Source organism: Saccharothrix hoggarensis (assembly GCF_052936025.1).
The window spans coordinates 3,230,337-3,247,995 of record NZ_CP193624.1; the positions used below are offsets into that span (position 1 = coordinate 3,230,337).

At 73.1% G+C, this 17,659-nt stretch carries 16 protein-coding genes; 6 read left to right on the forward strand and 10 right to left on the reverse strand.

What is annotated here, in order from left to right; translation table 11 throughout:
• Nucleotides 1–191 precede the first annotated feature (191 nt).
• On the forward strand, nucleotides 192–1,319 hold the full coding sequence (locus ACRAKH_RS14965) for a glycosyltransferase (RefSeq protein ID WP_380718421.1): 1,128 nt from the start codon (nucleotides 192–194) through the stop codon (nucleotides 1,317–1,319).
• A gap of 4 nt (nucleotides 1,320–1,323) precedes the next feature.
• Here the strand turns inward: ACRAKH_RS14965 and ACRAKH_RS14970 are convergent, their stop codons facing one another.
• Together ACRAKH_RS14970 and ACRAKH_RS14975 are read right to left on the reverse strand one after the other, a co-directional pair.
• Nucleotides 1,324–1,731 (reverse strand): STAS domain-containing protein, encoded by a 408-nt coding sequence (locus ACRAKH_RS14970; RefSeq protein ID WP_380718419.1) that lies wholly within the window; start codon nucleotides 1,729–1,731, stop codon nucleotides 1,324–1,326.
• A gap of 180 nt (nucleotides 1,732–1,911) precedes the next feature.
• Nucleotides 1,912–2,685, reverse strand: coding sequence for a hypothetical protein (locus ACRAKH_RS14975; protein ID WP_380718417.1), 774 nt, complete (start codon nucleotides 2,683–2,685; stop codon nucleotides 1,912–1,914).
• A 413-nt stretch (nucleotides 2,686–3,098) separates the two neighbouring features.
• Here ACRAKH_RS14975 and ACRAKH_RS14980 point away from each other — a divergent pair, with 413 nt between their 5' ends.
• The 3 genes from ACRAKH_RS14980 to ACRAKH_RS14990 all read left to right on the forward strand — a co-directional run bounded on the left by ACRAKH_RS14980 (nucleotide 3,099) and on the right by ACRAKH_RS14990 (nucleotide 4,694).
• Nucleotides 3,099–3,929, forward strand: a complete 831-nt coding sequence (locus ACRAKH_RS14980) for an inositol monophosphatase family protein (RefSeq protein ID WP_447009884.1) — start codon at nucleotides 3,099–3,101, stop codon at nucleotides 3,927–3,929.
• 38 nt (nucleotides 3,930–3,967) lie between these two features.
• On the forward strand, nucleotides 3,968–4,336 hold the full coding sequence (locus ACRAKH_RS14985) for an STAS domain-containing protein (RefSeq protein WP_380730633.1): 369 nt from the start codon (nucleotides 3,968–3,970) through the stop codon (nucleotides 4,334–4,336).
• A gap of 64 nt (nucleotides 4,337–4,400) precedes the next feature.
• Nucleotides 4,401–4,694 (forward strand): hypothetical protein, encoded by a 294-nt coding sequence (locus tag ACRAKH_RS14990; RefSeq protein ID WP_380730635.1) that lies wholly within the window; start codon nucleotides 4,401–4,403, stop codon nucleotides 4,692–4,694.
• Between the two features lie 60 nt (nucleotides 4,695–4,754).
• Here ACRAKH_RS14990 and ACRAKH_RS14995 read toward each other — a convergent pair whose 3' ends face one another.
• Entirely contained in the window at nucleotides 4,755–6,035 is a 1,281-nt protein-coding gene (locus ACRAKH_RS14995; protein WP_447009885.1) for an AAA family ATPase, read from the reverse strand.
• Nucleotides 6,036–6,126: 91 nt separating this feature from the next.
• On the opposite strand from ACRAKH_RS14995, the gene ACRAKH_RS15000 reads away from it, so the two are divergent.
• Together ACRAKH_RS15000 and ACRAKH_RS15005 are read left to right on the forward strand one after the other, a co-directional pair.
• Nucleotides 6,127–7,353 (forward strand): tetratricopeptide repeat protein, encoded by a 1,227-nt coding sequence (locus tag ACRAKH_RS15000; protein ID WP_380725520.1) that lies wholly within the window; start codon nucleotides 6,127–6,129, stop codon nucleotides 7,351–7,353.
• 91 nt (nucleotides 7,354–7,444) lie between these two features.
• Nucleotides 7,445–8,041, forward strand: a complete 597-nt coding sequence (locus ACRAKH_RS15005; protein WP_380725522.1) for a DUF2867 domain-containing protein — start codon at nucleotides 7,445–7,447, stop codon at nucleotides 8,039–8,041.
• 10 nt (nucleotides 8,042–8,051) lie between these two features.
• Here ACRAKH_RS15005 and ACRAKH_RS15010 read toward each other — a convergent pair whose 3' ends face one another.
• From ACRAKH_RS15010 to ACRAKH_RS15040, 7 genes are all read right to left on the reverse strand, one after another.
• Nucleotides 8,052–9,113: a LacI family DNA-binding transcriptional regulator gene (locus ACRAKH_RS15010; RefSeq protein WP_447009886.1), complete on the reverse strand. Its 1,062-nt coding sequence runs from the start codon at nucleotides 9,111–9,113 to the stop codon at nucleotides 8,052–8,054.
• 90 nt (nucleotides 9,114–9,203) lie between these two features.
• Nucleotides 9,204–10,961: a glycoside hydrolase family 35 protein gene (locus tag ACRAKH_RS15015; protein ID WP_380725526.1), complete on the reverse strand. Its 1,758-nt coding sequence runs from the start codon at nucleotides 10,959–10,961 to the stop codon at nucleotides 9,204–9,206.
• Nucleotides 10,954–12,501: an alpha-N-arabinofuranosidase gene (locus ACRAKH_RS15020; protein ID WP_380725528.1), complete on the reverse strand. Its 1,548-nt coding sequence runs from the start codon at nucleotides 12,499–12,501 to the stop codon at nucleotides 10,954–10,956. The genes ACRAKH_RS15015 and ACRAKH_RS15020 overlap by 8 nt, the downstream gene beginning before the upstream one ends.
• 61 nt (nucleotides 12,502–12,562) lie before the next feature.
• Nucleotides 12,563–13,906: an ABC transporter substrate-binding protein gene (locus tag ACRAKH_RS15025; protein ID WP_380725530.1), complete on the reverse strand. Its 1,344-nt coding sequence runs from the start codon at nucleotides 13,904–13,906 to the stop codon at nucleotides 12,563–12,565.
• Nucleotides 13,907–13,965: 59 nt separating this feature from the next.
• Nucleotides 13,966–14,775: a carbohydrate ABC transporter permease gene (locus ACRAKH_RS15030; protein WP_380725555.1), complete on the reverse strand. Its 810-nt coding sequence runs from the start codon at nucleotides 14,773–14,775 to the stop codon at nucleotides 13,966–13,968.
• A gap of 62 nt (nucleotides 14,776–14,837) precedes the next feature.
• Nucleotides 14,838–15,767 (reverse strand): carbohydrate ABC transporter permease, encoded by a 930-nt coding sequence (locus ACRAKH_RS15035; protein WP_380725532.1) that lies wholly within the window; start codon nucleotides 15,765–15,767, stop codon nucleotides 14,838–14,840.
• Nucleotides 15,768–16,107: 340 nt separating this feature from the next.
• Nucleotides 16,108–17,502: an MFS transporter gene (locus ACRAKH_RS15040; RefSeq protein WP_380725534.1), complete on the reverse strand. Its 1,395-nt coding sequence runs from the start codon at nucleotides 17,500–17,502 to the stop codon at nucleotides 16,108–16,110.
• Between the last annotated feature and the right edge of the window lie 157 nt (nucleotides 17,503–17,659).

Here is a 17,659-nt window from a genome sequence, read left to right on the forward strand (position 1 = left end):
ACCCACCGCTCCCAAGCCACCCGCCCACCCCACTCTTGTGCCGCGGGCCCGCTCTCGCGCCGCCGCCGCGCGCCCACTCCCAGCTCCGCCCGGCGCTCCGCCCGCGTCCCTCCCCGGCCGCCGCCCGCTCCCGCTCCGAGCCGTCGCCCGGCTCCTGCGACGAGCGATCCGGGCCTCGTTACTGTGACCGGATGCGCGTGCTGTTCACCTTCACCGGCGGTGTGGGGCACTTCTACCCGCTGGTGCCCCTCGCCTCCGCCGTGGCCGCCGCCGGTCACACCGTCGCCTTCGCGGCCGGTCCTGCCCGGCGGGCGGCGATCGAGGCGGCCGGGTTCGCCGCGTTCGCGGTGGGCGAGGGGAACGGCGACGAGGTCCCCGAACGCCGCCCGCTCCTGGCGCCGGACCGGGAGCGCGAGGACCGCGACCTGCGCGACGGGTTCGTCCGGGTCGGCGCCCGCCGGAGCCTCCCGCACTACCTCGACCTGTTCACCCGGTGGCGCCCGGACGTCGTGGTGTGCGAGGAAGTCGACTTCGGCGGCGTGCTCGCCGCCGAGAAGCTGGGGCTGCCGTACGCCAACGTGCAGGTCATCGCGGCGGGCTCGTTCGTGCGGCCGTCCGTGATCGGCGAAGCGCTCGCCGAGCTGCGCGCCGGGTTGGGCCTCCCGCCCGACCCGGACGTCGCCATGCTGCGCCGGCACCTGCTGCTCTCGCCGTTCCCGCCGAGCTTCCGCGACCCGGCGTTCCCGCTGCCGGACACCGCTTTCCCGATCCGCCCGCCGGTCGGCCCGAGCGCCCGGTCCGACACGCCCACCGTGTACTTCACCCTCGGCACGGTGTTCAACACCGAGTCCGGCGACCTGTTCGCCCGCGTGCTGGCCGGCCTGCGCGACCTGCCCGTCGACGTCGTGGCCACGGTCGGCGAGCACGTCGACCCGACCGAGTTCGGCGAGCAGCCGGCACGCGTCCGCGTCGTGCGCTACCTCCCGCAGGCCGAGATCCTGCCGCGCTGCGACCTGGTGGTGTCGCACGGCGGCTCGGGCAGCGTCATCGGCGCGCTGGCGCACGGCCTGCCCACGGTGCTCCTGCCCCTGGGCGCGGACCAGCCGCACAACGCCGACCAGTGCGTTCGGCTGGGTGTGGGGAAGCAGCTCGACCCGGTCGCGGTCACGCCCGGGGACGTCCGGGACGCGGTGGCGGAGGTGCTGGCCGATCCGGGTCGCCGGCAGGCGGCGGAACGGGTGCGGGCGGAGATGCTGTCGTTGCCCGAGCCCGCCGAGGCCGTGCCGCTCCTGGAGCGGCTGGCCGCGGCTCGGACCTGACGGACTACTGCTGCAGGGCGTGCCGGGGCGTCGGCACGTCCTCGACCGGCAGGGCCGCGAGCGCGTCCCGCACCGTGGGATGGATGTCCACCATCTCGTTCACGAGGGTGATCTCCAGCGGACGCAGGACGGTGCGCCGGTCGGTCGCCACGGCCAGCGCGACGCCGAGGCGCTCGGCGCGCGCGGAGGCCTCGACCACCAGCTGGATGCCGGTGGACCCGAAGAAGTCGACCGCGGTGAGGTCGACGACCAGCCCGGCGGGCTGTCTGTCCAGTTGCGCGCTCAGCACCGCGCGGACCGCGTTGTCGCAGGTCATGTCGATTTCGCCGGCGATGGCGACCACGACGGTGCCGTCGCGGTTGTCGACCTCGGTGATTGTCGCTCGTGCTGTCTCGGTGCAGGAATCGGCCACTAGGCACTCCTCGGTTGGTCACGAGAACCGGCAACCGAGCTTCTGCTCAACCCGAATCGTCGCTCCGCGCAGTCGTGGCGGCTTGACCACTCAACCGTACGACGCCGGACGGAGAACCACAACCGCCGGCAGCGATCACTGTCGCGGGAGTGGTGACGAGACGTGTCACGGACGGGTGGTTCACCGTGACGGGATGAGCACCGGGCACGACGCGTGGTACAGCGCCGTCTTGGCGATCCGGCTCAGCCCGCCGTCCCGGCCCCGCCCCACCACGAGCAGGTCGCAGACCGGCGCGGCCACCGCCTCCTGGGGCTGGCGCCGGTCCAGCACGGCCGCCGGTTCGAGCTCGGGCGCGACCACCTTGAGGAACTCCACCGCCCGCCGCAACGGCCGGTCGTCCGGCGTGGTGGACTCGGCCGCGCCGCCGAAGTCGGGGTGCAGGTGCAGCAGGCGGACGCGCGAGCCGAGCGCCCGGCAGATCTCCGCCGCCACCATCAGCACGCCGCTGTCGCCCGCCCCGCCCACCGCGGCGGTGACGACGCGGTGCTCGCCCCTCATCGCCGCCGACAGGCCGCGCGTGACGACCAGCGTGCTCGACCTGTCCAGGACCGCCGCGCCGATCGTGCGCGGGTGGAACGGCTCCCCGTGCCGGCCGAGGACCAGCGTGGCGCAGTCGAGCGACCGCAACGTCCCGAGGTCGCCGCGCCGGAACCGCACCGGCATGCCGGCCCGCCGCCGCACGACCGCGCGGGTCACGCGCTCGTCGCCGACCGCCACGACCACCAGCTCGGCGCTCAACGCGGAGGCGTGCCGGGCGGCCCACGCCAGCGCGAGCCACGTGGCGGTCGAGCCGTCGACACCCACGACCACCGACCGGGTGAGGCTCGTGCCCAGCGGCGCCCGCAGGGGGAGCGGGGCCCGACCCATCGGCTCGGCATCAGTCGTGGGGACCATGTCCCCCCTTTCGCGGAACTCCAACGATGACGTCCACTGTCGCTGCCGCTTCCGTTGAACGCCAGGGAGTGCGACCGCCATCCTCCGATCGGGTTCACTTCCGCCGGAAGGGTTGGCCGGCGGTCCCCGGCCCACGTGGGCTGATCGGTCCACGACGCGCCGGCACGGCGAAGCCGCCCGGTTTGCCGGTGGACGCCGGTGGTATCCCAGGCCCGACCTCGACGTGCGCGATCGGTACCGCGCACCTGGTCACCTCCTCGGTAGGTCGGTCAAACAGGCGCCGGCCCCCGCCAGACCCTGGCGGCTGGGCGCGCCGCGGCGACCTGGCCACCCCTCCACCCGCACCGCGGCGATCACCGCCCGTCCACATCGGACCGGCGGACCAACCCGACACGCCGTACGAGGTGAGCGCAGTGGACCTTGACGAACTGCTGGACGTCGCACGCACCGCCGCGCAGGCCGGCGGCCGCACCGCCGCCTTCTGGCGCCACCGGGCGCACCGCCTGTTCCTGGAGACGGACGTCCCGCCCGGCCTCCTGATCGGGGAGGCCCGAGGGGACGCCGAGCGCGCCGTCCGCTCCGCGTTGACGCGGCTGCGGCCGAACGACGGCGTCATCGGCCCGGAGGGCAGCTCGGCGGGCCGCACGCACGTGCGGTGGATCATCGGCCCGATCGACGGCAGCGTCGACTACGTCTACGGGCGGCCGGACTGGGCGGTGAGCGTGGCCGCCGCGGCGCCCGGGGGCGCGTTGCTGGCCGGTGTGGTGTTCGAGCCCGCGCTGGGCCTGGTGACCGAGGCTCGGCTCGGCAGCGGCACCGCGACCAACGGCGACCGGGTGCCGCTGCCGGGCAGGCGCGAGATGCCCGACGCCCTGGTGGAGGTGGGGCTGGTCGGCCGCGGCGGCTCGGCGGGCCGCACGGTGGACGCGCTCGTGCCCCGCGTGGGGGAGGTGCGGCGTGGCGGCAGCACCGCCGCCGCCCTGGCCCGGGTGGCCACCGGTCGCGCCGACGCGCTGTGGGCGGCCGAGCTGAAGCCGTGGGACTGCGCCGCGGGGGTCCTGCTGGTGCAGGAGGCGGGCGGGAGGGTCGGCGACCTGGTCGGCCCGTCGCCGCGCAGCTGGCCGGGCAGCGGCGACGTGCTGGCCGCCGTCCCCGACCTGTGGAACCCGCTCCGGGCGCTGCTCGCCGAGGTCCATCCCCCGCCGACTCCGACCGAATGCGGCATGGTGGTGACAGACCGGTGAGCGGCGACCGCAGTTCTCGGACCGGAGGAGGACCCGCCATGACCGAACGCACCACCGGCCACGCGACCCGCAGCGAGGTGGCCCGCGGCATCACGCTGGTCCAGGTCTCCGGCGCCCTCGACGCCGCGTCGCGCCACCCCGTCGCGGCCGAGCTCGACGCCGCCTTCGAGACGAGCCCGGACGCGATCGTGCTCGACCTGTGCCACGTCGAGTTCCTGGGCTCGGCGGGCATCGCGCTGCTCATCAACGCCCGGCACCGAGCCGCCCGCCTGGGCATCCCGTTCGCCGTCGCCGCCGACGGCCGCAGCGTGCTGCGCCCCTTGCAGGTCAGCCACGTCGACGAGGCGCTGCCCCTGCACCCCACCGTGGACGGGGCGGTGGCGGCGGTCCGCCTCGCGGCCACGTGAGCCCCGGAGCCCGTGACGCCGGGCGGGCGGGCATCGGACGTGCCGGAGCGGGTACACCGGCCACATGGTCTCCCAGCCGTGCGTCGCCGCGTCCAGCCAGTGGGTGGACGAGGACGGCGTCCGCCAGCCCTCCGGCGACGTCCACGCGTGGACGCCCGGCGCCAACCAGACGTTGTGCGGCCAGGCGCTCAGCCGGAGCCGGCTCGGCCGGTTCCGGCACGTGCCGTGGGCGGACGCGGTGTGGCTGTCGCAGACGACCGACCAGACCATGTGGCTGTGCCCGCGCTGCGTCGCCGCCACCACCCCGCGGGCCGAACGGGACGGTCGCAGGTGGACGCGGTTCAACCCGCGCCCGTGACCTCGCGACACCGCCCGCGGCGCCGTTCGCGGTGGCGTCCCGCGCCGGCTCGGCGCCGGCTCAGCGGCGGCGCTTGTTCAGGTACGCGGCGAGCTCGTCGTACGCGCCCGCGTCGTTGCCGTACAGGGCGTAGTTGCGGGCCGTTTCCATCCACTCGCCGATGCTCGGGCGCACCGACCGCGCCGCCTCCTGGAGGTGGCGCTGGCTGATCGGCTCGACCCGGCCGGACGCCATCGACGCCTCCATCGCCGTCTCCGTGGCCTGCTCGCAGATCAGCGCGAGGTCCGCGCCGGACATGCCGTCGGTCGCCTTGGCGATCTTGGCGAGGTCGAGGCGCTCGGTCGGACGGCCGCGCAGGTGCAGCCGCAGGATCGCCTCGCGGGCCTCGACGTCCGGCGGCAGCACCAGGACGGTCCGGTCGAACCGGCCGGGCCGCAGCAACGCCGAGTCGATGTCCCACGGGTGGTTGCTCGCGGCCAGGACGAACAGGCCCTCGTTGTCGGTGCTCGCGCCGTCCAGCTCGGCGAGCATCTGGTTGACCACGCCGCGCATGGACGACCCGCCGCCGCGCAGCTGCGACCGCTTCTGGCCCAGCGCGTCCATCTCGTCGAAGAACAGCAGGCACGGGCGGTTGCGGCGGGCGGTCTCGAAGATGCCGCGCAGGTTGCGCTCGCTGCTGCCGATCCACATGTCGAGGACGTCGCTGAGGCCGATCTCGTAGAAGTTCGCGCCCAGCTCGCCCGCCAGCGCGCGGGCGATGAGGGTCTTGCCGCACCCGGGAGGACCCCACAGCAGCAGCCCGCCCCGCAGGGACTTGCCGAACTTGAGGCGCAGCTCCGGGTTGCGCAGCGGCGTGAGGAACGACATGTCGAGGCGCTTCTTCACGTCGGCCAGGCCGCCGATGTCCGCCAGCGTGATCCCGGCCTGCCCGATCGTGCCGACGGCGGGTTCGGCGACGGCCTCGCTCTCCGTCCACCGCTGGAGGATCTCGTCGGCCGTGTCCGGGATGGCCGCCGCGACGGGCGCCGTGGGCGCCGCCGGCGGGGAGTCCGGGCCGGGCGGGGGAGGGGTCGCGGGGGCCGCCGGGTCGAGCGCGTCCGCGAGGCGGCCGTAGGCGGTCGCCCTCGCCTCGTCGCCCAGCGCCCGCGCGGCCGCGGCGGCGGTGCGCAGCGCCTCGACGTGGTCCGGCACGGCGGCCAGCACGGTGGTCGCGTTGGCCAGCGCCTCGTCCGGGCGGCCCGCGTCCAGCAGCAGTCGGGCGACGTGGGCCCGCACCGGGTGGTTGCCGGGATCGGCGGTCAGCGCGCCGAGCAGTGCCTCGATCACCGGATCATGCGTCACCCGACGTACGCTACCGGATGGCATTCCGTTGACCAGCGACTTCCGTCGTCCCTACGGTGTGCCGGACGATCGCGCGACCGCCGGGGTGGGGATGGACGAGACTGCTGGTGTGGCCGTGCAGCGCGGTCAGGCGCTGCTCGACCTGGGGCGCGCGCGGGAAGCGGAGGCGCAGTTCCGCACCGCGCTCTCCGCGGCGCCCGGCGAGCCCACGCTCCACGCGTTGCTGGCCCAGTCGCTCCTGCGGCAGGAGCGGTACGAGGAGGCGCGCGAGGCCAGCCGCACGGCGGTCGCCGCGGCCCCCGAGCACGTGATGGCCTACTCCACGCTCGCCGCGTCCCTCGCCGGGCTGAAGCGCCTGCCCGAGGCGTTGGAGGCGGTGCGCCAAGCCCTGGCGCTCGCGCCGGGCTACGCCGTGCTGCACGTCCAGGAGGCGTACGTGCTGCTGGCCCAGGAGCGGCCGGAGGACGCGCTGACGAGCATCGCGCGGGCACGTGCCCTCGACCCCGAGGACTCCGACGCCGCCGCGTTGCAGGCCGCCGCGCTCTACGACTCGCACCGGCTGGAGGAGGCCGACGCCGCGGTCGCCGAGGCGCTGCGCCTCGACCCGCAGAACGCCGACGCCCACCGCATCCAAGGGCTGCTGGCGCTGCGCCGCGGCGGTGGCGAGTCCGCCGTCCGGGCACACCGCACCGCCCTGCGCCTGGACCCCACCGACGCGCACGCCCGCGACGGCCTGTCCATCGCCATCAAGTCCCGCAACCCGCTCTACGGGTTGATGCTGCGGTACGGCTCGTGGCTGGCGTCGCTGCCCACGGGGCTGCGCCTGCTGGTGCTGCTGCTGCCGTTCATCCTGACCCGCCTGCTGCGCCCGTTCGACGGCGAGGCGTGGGCGAGCGCGCTGATCGTCGTCGTGATCGTGTTCGTGGTGCTGAGCTGGAGCCTCGAACCGCTGATGAACCTGGTGCTCCTGCTCAGCCGGGAACGCCACCTGCTGAGCCGTCCGGCGAGGCTGGCGACGTACACGTTCCTCGGCTTCGGCGCGGCGGCCCTCGCGACCGTGGCCGTGGGCGCGACCACCGGGCCGTCCCGGCTGCTGACGCTGGCCATGGCGTTGTGCCTGTGGGCGATGGCCACCGGCTCGGCGCACACGGTCAACCAGGGACGCCGGAAGGTGCTGCACATCGGGGCCGGCGCGGCCGCGGTCGTCTCCACCCTCGCGTTCGCCGGGACGGTGGCCGGGACCGGCGGGGCGGGCCTCGCGGTGACCGTCGTGCTGCTCGGCGGCGTGGCGGCCACCTGGTTCACCGTCCTGGGCTGAGCGCCGTCGTGACCCGCGCCACCGGATATACGGTGGCGTATAAACGCTGCTACCTTGATCTGTACGGCACCGTACAGACAGGAGCGCCACCATGAGGCTGCCCACGACCGCGCACACGTCCCGTCCCTGGCGCGTCCACGACCTCGCCGGCGACTTCCAGGTCGAGGACGTGTGGGCGCTGCCGACGCCCGGCGGCCCCGACGACTTCCCGCGGCTGGTCGAGCAGTTCGCGAACGACGACGGGCCGGCCGTGTCGTGCCCGGTGCCCCGCCTGCTCTTCGCGCTGCGCTGGAAGCTCGGGAAGCTCCTCGGCTGGGACAAGCCCGAGGCCGGGCTCGGCGCCCGCGTGGCGACCCTGCGCGACCGGCTGCCCGCGGACCTCCGCGACGGCCCGCGCGGCCCCGACCTGCGCGCCGTCCCGTTCAAGTCCGTGTACCTGACGCGCGACGAGTGGGTCGCCGAGGTCGCGAACCGGACGATGCACGGGTTGGTGCACCTCGGCTGGGTCCCGGACGGCGCGGGCGGCCACCGCGGTCAGATGACCGTCCTGGTCAAGCCGAACGGGCTGCTGGGCGCCGCGTACATGGCGGGCATCAAGCCGTTCCGCCACCTCGGCGTGTACCCGGCCCTGGTCCGGGAGATCGGGCGCGGGTGGCGGGCGGGCGCCGCGGACCGGCGCGCCGGCTGACCGGACCGGGTCAGGCCGGCGGGGGCGCGGTGCTCTCGCGGACCACCAGCCGGGTGGGGACGAGGGTGGTGCCCGGCTTGGTGCGCCGGTGGTGGACCTGTCGCAGGACGCGTTCGACGCAGCGGCGGCCGACCTCGGTGAAGTCCTGGTGCACCGTGGTCAGGGGCGGGATGAACGACGTCGAGTCCGGGATGTCGTCGAAGCCCACCACGCTGACGTCGCGGGGCACCACCTTGCCCCTCGCGTGGAACGCGCGCAGCAGGCCCAGCGCCATCTGGTCGTTGGCGGCGAACACCGCGGTGCAGTCGGGTTCGTCGGCCAGCTCCAGCCCCGCGCGGTAGCCGGAGTCGGCCGACCAGTCGCCGCGCAGCATCCGGGGCACGGGCAGGCCGGCGTCGGCCAGGGTGGCGCGCCACGCCGCGGCCCGGCCCTCGGCGGCGTAGGAGTCCGCGGGCCCCGCCAGGTGCCAGACCGTCCGGTGGCCGAGGTCGAGCAGGTGGCGGACGGCCTGGCCCGCGCCGTCGGCCTGGTCGGTGTCCACGACGCTGTACCGGTCGCCGCCGTTGGAGTCCACGACCACGACCGGCATGCCGATGGGCAGGGTCATGGTGGCGGCGTCGAGCAGGTGCACCTCCATGATCACGATGACCGCGTCGACGGCGAGCTCGCCCAGCCTGGTGAACGCGCCGAGCACGCCGTCCTGCGTGGGCACGGCGACGGGGATCAGCGTGATGGCGTAGCCCTCGTGGGCGGCGTGGTCCACTATCGCCTCCAGCGTGCGGCTGTTGCCGACGCTGGAGAGCGTGAACAGGATGACGCCGATCGTGCGGAACTCGCCGTACTTGAGGGCGCGGGCGGCGCTGTTCGGCCGGTAACCCAGTCGCCGCATGGCGTCGAGCACCTGTTCGCGGGTCGTCCCGACGACGCTGGGGTGGCCGTTGGACACGCGGGACACGGTCTGCGCGGACACGCCGGCCAGGCGCGCGACATCGGCCATGGACACCCGGCGCGCCGGCGCGCGCCGGGTGGACGGCTCCCGGGAACTCCCGGACGTGGACCCGGACGGACTCACGTCGAGGACTCCTTCCCAGGTGGACTGGACAACGTCATACCACTGCAGGACTATAGCCGTCCGCCGGTGACGTCGACATCGACCGAGGCCTCACGACTCGACGTGTCCCAGGTCCGGTCCCGGTACACATCGGACGGTCGGTTCGGTCAGCGCCGCCAGCTCCAGCACGACCACCTCGTTGCCCCCCGCGCGCAGCACCGGGCCGGGGACGTACAGGGTGCGCTGCGGTCCCCGCGACCAGTAGCGGCCGAGGCAGAAACCGTTGACCCACACCACACCCCGGCCCCAGCCCGCGGTGTCCAGGTGGAGGTCGGCCGGCCGGTCGAGGTCGAACCGGGCGCGCAGCAGCACCGGGCCCGCGACCGCGCCGTCGACCGGCACGCGCTCGTCGCCGTCGTCCCACACCGGCGGCGGCACGTCGAGGCGCAGCGGCAGGACCTCCCACCCGGTCAGGGGTTCGCCGTCGAGGGTCGCGCCGCCGACGAGCCCCTTGGCCTCGCCGATCCGCCGGCCGTAGTTGACCCGGCCGTGGTCCTCGACCAGGACGGCCAGCCGCCCGCCGCGGGGCACGCCCAGCGCGCGCTGGTGGTGTTCCCGCATCAGGGTTCCGACGGGGTCGCCGTCCAGGAACACCGAGGCGTGGTCGCGCACCTCGCCGAAGCACAGCACCGCCGGACCGGCGGCGTCGACCCGCGTGGTGACCAGCGCCAGGCGCGGCATCGGCTCCAGCTCGTCGAGCGTCGGCAGGGCGTCGTGGCGCTCCGGGACGCCCCACCGCTCGGGCGCGTCGAGCAGGAACACCGGGTCGGTGAGCGCGGCCGTCAGCTCCGGCGCGGGCGCCGCGACCGGCGGCGGCTCGTCGGGCACGTCGTGGTAGCGGGCGATGACCTCGCGGAACGCGTGGTACTTGGCGGTCGGGTTGCCCGCCTCGTCCAGCGGGGCGTCGTAGTCGTACGACGTGGTGGTGGGCTGGTAGACGCCCTTGTCGTTGGCGCCGCTGGTGAACCCGAAGTTGGTGCCGCCGTGGAACATGTACAGGTTCACCGAGGCGCCCGCCGCCAGCAGGGCGTCCAGCTCGGCCGCCGCGTCCGCCGCCGAGGTGGTGTGGTGGTGCGCGCCCCAGTGGTCGAACCAGCCGTTCCAGAACTCCGAGCACATCAGCGGCCCGGTCGGCTGGTGGCGGCGCAGCGTGGCCAGGCGCTCGGCGGCGCGCGAGCCGAACGACGCGGTCCGGTGCAGCCCGTCGAGGCCGCCCGCGGCGAGCATCTCGTCGGTGGGCTGGTCGACCGTGGTCAGCGGCACGGTGATGCCGGCGTCGCGGGCGTGCTCCGCCAGGGTCTTCAGGTACGTCTTGTCGTCGCCGAAGGCGCCGTACTCGTTCTCGACCTGCACGAGGATGACCGGGCCGTCGTGCTGGACCTGCAGCGGGACGACGACCTCGTACACGCGGTCGAGGTAGTCCTTCACCGCGGCCAGGTAGCGGGGTTCGGCCCGCCGCACGCCCACCTCGGGGTCGCGGAACAGCCAGGCGGGCAGGCCGCCGTTGTCCCACTCCGCGCAGATGTACGGGCCGGGCCGGACGATGGCGCGCAGGCCGGCGTCGGCGACGAGCCGCAGGAACCGGCCGAGGTCCAGCCCGCCGGACAGGTCGAACACGCCCGGAGCGGGGGAGTGCGCGTTCCAGGGCACGTAGGTCTCGATGGTGTTCAGGCCCATCCGCCGGGCCTTGTCGATGCGGTCGGCCCACTGGTCCGGGTGCACGCGGAAGTAGTGCAGCGCGCCGGACAGGACGCGGAACGGCCGGCCGTCGAGCAGGAAGTCCCGCTCGCCGATGGTGAACTCAGGCATGGTCACCCGCAACGGGGCTCAGGACGAGCGCGGACCACGACAGGGCCGGGAGTGTCACGGAGATGGTTGTTCCTTCCGGGTGTGGCAGCGGGTGCGCCCCGGTCAGGGGCACCGGCTCGACGGGCTGGGAGTGCTCGGTGTTGGCCGCGTGGCGGGTGGCGCCGGGCGGCACGGTGACGGTGTGCGCGTCGGCGAGGGTGAAGCGTCCGCCGTGCAGCGACAGGCGCACGTCGGTCGCCGCGGCGGTGGACCGGTTGGCCAGGAACACGGCGACGCCGCCGGTGCGCTCGTCCACGGTGGCGGCGGCGTCGACCGGGTCGACCGGTCCGTGCTGCGCGGTGCGGATCGGTGTGCCGGTCACGGTCGTGCGCACGCTCGTGCCGCGGGCGTGCGCGGCGGCGGCGCGGAACGGGTGGAACGTGGTCTGGCGCCAGGCCGGGCCGCCGGGCTCGCTGCGGATCGGCGCGATGACGTTGACCAGCTGGGCGAGGTTCGCCACGGTGACGCGGTCGACGTTGCGCAGCAAGGTGTTCAGCAGCGACCCGACCACCACGGCGTCCGTGACGGTGTACGTGTCCTCGATGACGCGGGGGTGCTTCCGCGGCGGGCCGGAGCGCAGGCGGGGCTGCTCGACCTCGTTCCAGTGCCGCTGGTCCCAGACGTTCCACTCGTCGACGGCGATGCCGATGTCCTTGGCCAGGGCCAGTTCGGCGAGGGTGTCGTCGATGATGGAGGCGGTGGCCTTGAGGTAGCGGTCGAACGCCGCGCCGCTCGCGAGGTAGCTGTCGACGTCGCCGTCGTGCTCCTGGTAGTAGGCGTGCACGGAGATGTGGTCGACCAGGGCGGCGGTGTGGGTGAGCACGGTGCGCTCCCACGCGCCGAACGTCGGCATCTCCGCGTTGGAGCTGCCCGTGACGACCAGTTCGACGTCCGGGTCGATCATCCGCATCAGCCGCGCGGTCTCGGCGGCCAGCCGACCGTACTCCGCGGCGGTCTTGTGGCCGACCTGCCAGGGGCCGTCCACCTCGTTGCCCAGGCACCACAGCCGGATGCCGAACGGCTCGTCCGCGCCGTTCGCCCGGCGTCGTTCGCTGAGCGTCGTGCCGCCGGGGTGGTTGCAGTACTCGAGGACGTCGGCCGCCTCCTGGATGCCGCGGGTGCCGAGGTTGACCGCGTACATCGGCTCGACCCCCGCCTCCCGTGCCCACGCCACGAACTCGTGCAGCCCGAACTCGTTGCCCTCCACACTGTGCCACGCCGGGTCGAGGCGGGTGGGGCGTTCGGCGACCGGGCCGACGCCGTCCTCCCACCGGTGCGAGGACACGAAGTTCCCGCCGGGGTAGCGGACCACGGTGGGGCCCAGTTCGCGCACGAGGTCGAGCACGTCACGGCGGAAGCCGCGCGCGTCGGCGGCGGGGTGGCCGGGCTCGTGGACGCCCGTGTGCACCGCCCGCCCCACGTGCTCGACGAACGAGCCGAACAGCCGGCGTGGCACGGCGCCGATCGCGTCGCCGAGGTCCACGTCGATGGTGACGGTCATGTGTCCGCTCCTGGGGTCGTGGCGGCGGGACGGCCGGCGCCCGGCCGTCCCGCCGCGGTGGTCACCCGGTGGTGACGGTGAAGCCCTGCTGGTTGCCGTAGTCGACGAGCGCCTTCTGCCAGTCGGCCAGACCGGCGTCGATCGCGGTGCTGTTGGCGTAGGCCTTGCCGACGGTGTCGCCGAAGATGCTGTTGGCGTACAGCTGGTAGGGCAGGTACGACCAGCCCGGCACGACCTCGTCGGCGGCGGCGGTGAGCACCTGGTTGATCTGCTGACCGCCGAAGTACGGCTCGGCCAGGTCCTTGAACGCGGGCGAACCCAGGTCGGCGGTGGTGGCCGGGAAGCCGCCGCTCTCCAGGAACGTCTTGACGCCGTTGCCGTTGTTCAGCCAGCGCACGAACCCCGCCGCCAGCGCCGGCTTGGCGCTCTGCTTGAGCACCGACTGGCCGCCGCCGCCGTTCTCGGCGGTGGCCGGCTTGCCGTCGTAGGTCGGCATCGGGGCCACGGCCCACTTGCCGGCGCCGTCGGGCACCGAGGACTTCAGCACGCCCGGCATCCACGCGCCGGTGACGAGCGTGGCGATGGTGCCGTCACCCAGCGCCTTGTACCAGGCGTCGGACCAGCCGGGGATGGTGGAGACGAGCTTCTGCTCCACCAGCTCGTTCCACGTCGACGTCCACTTCCGGGCGCCCTCGTCCTGCAGGTTGATCTTGACGTTCTTGCCGTCGGTGGTGAACGGCTTGCCGCCCGCCTGCCAGATCATGCTGGTGGCGAAGCCCGCGTCGCCGGTGTCCGAGGCGATGTACTTGGTCGGGTCGGCGGCGTGGAGCTTCTTGCCCGCTTCGACGTACTCCGCCCAGGTCTTGGGGACCGCGATGCCGTGCTGCTCGAAGACCTGCTTGTTGTAGAACAGCGCCATGGGGCCCGAGTCCTGCGGCAGGCCGAACAGGCCGCCACCGACCTTCACCGAGTTCCACGTGGACGGGCTGTAGTCGTCCTCGAAGGCGTTGAAGCCGTACTGGCCGAGGTCGACGAGCGCGCCGGTCATCGCGAACTGCGGCAACGCCTGGTACTCGACCTGGGCGACGTCGGGCGCGCCGGAGCCGGCCTTGATGGCGTTCTGGAGCTTGGTGTAGTGGTCGTTGCCGGTGCCGGCGTTGACGTAGTTGACCTTGACGTTGGGGAACTCCTTCTGGAACGCCTCGACCTGGGCCTTCGCCGAGGGCGTCCAGCTCCAGTAGGTGATCTCCCCGCCTTCGCGCAGGGCGGCGTCGACCGCGTCCTGGGTGCCGGTGGCGCCGACCGGCGCGGGGGTGTCGCCGCCGGAGGAGCAGCCGACGAGTGCCGTGGTGAGGGCGATCGCGAGGGCGGCGGCTGCCTGCCAACGGCGCCTGGTGGGTGACATGGGGGAAGTCCTTTCGCGGCGGTGAGGTGGGACTCGAGAGGAGGAGGAAGAGGAGGAGGTCACTGCTTGACGCTGCCCGCGGTCAGACCCGACTGCCAGAACCGCTGGAGCAGCAGGAACGCGATGACGAGCGGGACGATCGTGATGACCGAGCCGGTGATCACGAGGTGGTAGATCGGCTGCGCGCCGACGCCGGAGGCCTGGGCGCTCCACTGGTTGAGGCCGACGGTCAGGGGGTACCAGTCGGGTTCGCTGAGCATGATCAGCGGCAGGAAGTAGTTGTTCCAGGTCGACACCACGGAGAACAGCGCGACCGTGACGACGCCGGGCAGCAGCAGCCGCAGCGTCACCTTCAGGAAGATCCGGACCTCGCCCGCGCCGTCGATGCGCGCGGCCTCCAGCAGCTCGTCCGGCACCGCCTCGACGGCGTAGGTCCACACCAGGTACAGGCCGAACGGGCTGACCAATGACGGGATGATGATCGCCCACGGGGTGTTGGTGAGCCCCATCTGGCTGAACATCAGGAACGTCGGCACGGCCAGCGCGGTGCCGGGGATGGCGATCGCGCCCAGCAGCACGGCGAACACCGCGCGCCTGCCCCGGAACCGGTACTTGGCCAGGCCGTACCCCGCCGCCGTCGCCAGGACCGTCGCGCCGCCCGCGCCGACCACGACGTAGAGCAGCGTGTTCCCCAGCCACCGCAGGAAGATCCCGCCGTCGTGGGTGAACGTCTCGGCGATGTTGTCGAACAACGCGAACGAGCCGCCGAAGGCCAGCCCCGACGTCGACAGCAGGCTCTGCTGGGTCTTGGTCGCGCTGATCAGCAGCCACGCCAGCGGCACCAGCGTGTACAGCAGGTACAACGCCATCACGACGGTCAGCGCGACGGACTTGCGGGGCTTGAGGAACGTCCGGGTGGTCGCCACGGCGCTCACGCACCCTTCCGCGCGCCGCGCAGCTGCACGACGTAGGCGATGACGGCGGTGAGGATGCCCATGACGATCGCGACGGTGGCCGAGTAGTTGTACTGCTGGCCGCTGAACGACAGGTTGTACGCGTACATGTTGGGCGTGTAGTAGGTGCTGATCGCGCCCGGCGCGAGCGCCCGCAGGATGTTGGGCTCGTTGAAGAGCTGGAAGCTGCCGATGATCGAGAAGATCGTGGCGATCACGACCGCGCCGCGGATGGCGGGGAGCTTGATGCTGCGGACGATCCGGAACGTCCCCGCGCCGTCGATGGCCGCGGCCTCGTACAGCTCACCCGGGACGACCTTCAGCGCCGAGTAGAAGATCAGCATGTTGTAGCCCACGAACTCCCACGTCACGATGTTGCCGATCGACGCGAGGACCCAGTCCCCGGACATCGGTTGGACGGCGTTGCGCCCGAGCAGGTCGTTGAGGTCCGCGGCGAGGCCGAAGTGGTCGCCGTAGATGAAGCCCCACATCAGCGCCGCCACCACGCCCGGCACCGCGTACGGCAGGAAGATCACGATCCGGAAGAAGCCCGCGGCGTGCAGCCGGGCGCTGTCGATCGCCAGGGCCGCCACCAGCGCGAGGACCAGCATCACCGGCACCTGGACGACCAGGAACAGCAGCACCCGCAGGAACGACTCCCAGAACTTCGCGTCCGCGAGCACGACCGCGTAGTTGTCCAGGCCGACGAACTCCGTGCCGCCGAAGAACACCTGCTCGCGGAACAGGCTCAACCACACCGCGTAGACGATCGGCGCCAGGAACACCAGGGCGAACACGAGCAGGAACGGCGAGACGAACAGCCAACCCCTGCGGTGGACCCGGTGTCGGCGCGCGGACCGGGCCCGCCGGGCGGGCGGCGCCTCGACCGGGACCGAGATGGACGTCATCGTCTCTCCCTGCTGACTGACGTGGGCGGATGCGATGTTTACGCAAACATTGGTGGCGGACGCTAGCCGCCCGTCCGCCGGTGTGTCCAGCCCGAGACTGTTCACTGCATCGTTACAGTTCTCAATCCGTGACGAAAACGCTGGTCTTGGCCATCTGAAGTCATCGCGCTGCGACGTGCCGTCGGGATCTCGACCGTCGAGCCGCTGGCGCCGAAGTGCCGCACCTTGCCGAGGGTTCGCCGTGATTGCGCAAACAACCGGCCACGACAGGAGAAGACCGGACCCCGGCGCCGCGGGAATCCGGTCTTCTCCTGTCGTGGCCGGCCTGTCGCGCCTCCGGCTAGGCCGCCACGGTCGCCACGGGCGCGCTGGTGGTGGGCTGGTCGGCGCGCGGGCGCAGGCCGAACCAGATGAACACCACGCTCGCCAGCGTGACGACGACGTTCACGCCGAGCGCGAGGTGGATGCCCGTCAGCTCCACGGCCTGCGTCGCGGCGATCGCGCTGAGGATCGGGATGCCCGCGGTGATCGCCACCTGTTGCGTCATCGACGTGAGTCCGGTGGCCAGGCCCTGCTCCTCGTCGGGCAGGCCGGAGGTGCCGGTGACGGTGTACGCCACGATCGCCGTCACGTGGCCGAAGAAGCCGATGAACAGCGCGGGCACCAGGATGGCCAGCGCCATCCGGTCCGCACCGACGAACACCAGTGGCAGGGTCGCCAAGCCCTGCACGACCATGCCGACCACCAGCACCTTGCGGCTGCCGTGCCGCCCGATGAACCGCCCGGCGATGACCCCGGCGGCGACGGCGGCCAGGCCGGGCACGCCGAAGACCAGGCCGGTGACCAGCGGGGACAGGCCGAGGACCCGCTGCACGTACAACGTCATCAGGAAGATCATCGCCGGTTCCATCGTGAAGATGACGAGCCCGGCGAAGTTGCCCCACTTCACCGTGGGCCGCTTGAGGATGCGCACGGGGGCGAGCGGCGCGGGGGAGCGCAGCTCGATCACCCAGAACGCGGCCAGCAGCACCGCGCCGACGACGGCCGAGGGCAGGTTCTCCTCGATGATCGCGTAGACCACGGCCAGGAGGCCGGCCGTCACGGTCACCGCCCCCGGCAGGTCCAGCTTGACCCGGCTGGGCCACCGGCTCTCGTTGATCAGGAACGGCGTGAGGACCAGGATGGCCACGGCGACGGGGACGTTGATGAAGAACGCCGCCCGCCAGCTCGTCACGCTGACGAGCGCGCCGCCGACCAGCGCGCCGACGGTGAAGCCGCCGGACAGCAGGGCGCCGTTCAGCCCGAGGACGCGGTCGCGGGTCGCGCCTTCCTCGAACATGGTCGTGAGCAGCGACAGCGCCGCCGGGATCGTCATCGCGGTGGCGAAGCCCTGGAGCACCCGCGCGGTCAGCAGCATCTCGGGGTTGACCGCGAAGCCGCCGAGCAGGGACGCCGCGGTCAGCAAGGCCATGGCGGCCAGGAACAGCCTGCGGCGGCCGAACAGGTCCGCCATCCGCCCGAACAGCAGCGTGAAGCCCGCCGCGGGCAACGCGTACGCGGAGATGATCCAGGGGAGCCCGTCGGAGCCGAGCCCGACGCCGGCTCCGGTCTCCGGCAGCGCGACGTTGAGGATGGAGAAGTCGACGGACAGCATGAATCCGGCGCCCAGCAGCACGAACAGGGTCAACCGCTGCCGGCTGCCGAACCGCGGCGGCGACGTTGTGGTGGTGGTCAAGACGGTTCCTTCTCTGCGAGGGCCCGGAGGTCGACGGTCGGCGCGCCGTCCGCGTGGCCGTGGCCAAGGGGGTCGCGAGCCGTTCTCCGGGCAGCGCGAACACACCCCGGAATCGGGGTGCGTTCGCGGGTTCGGTGGATTCGGCGCCGCCCGGCCG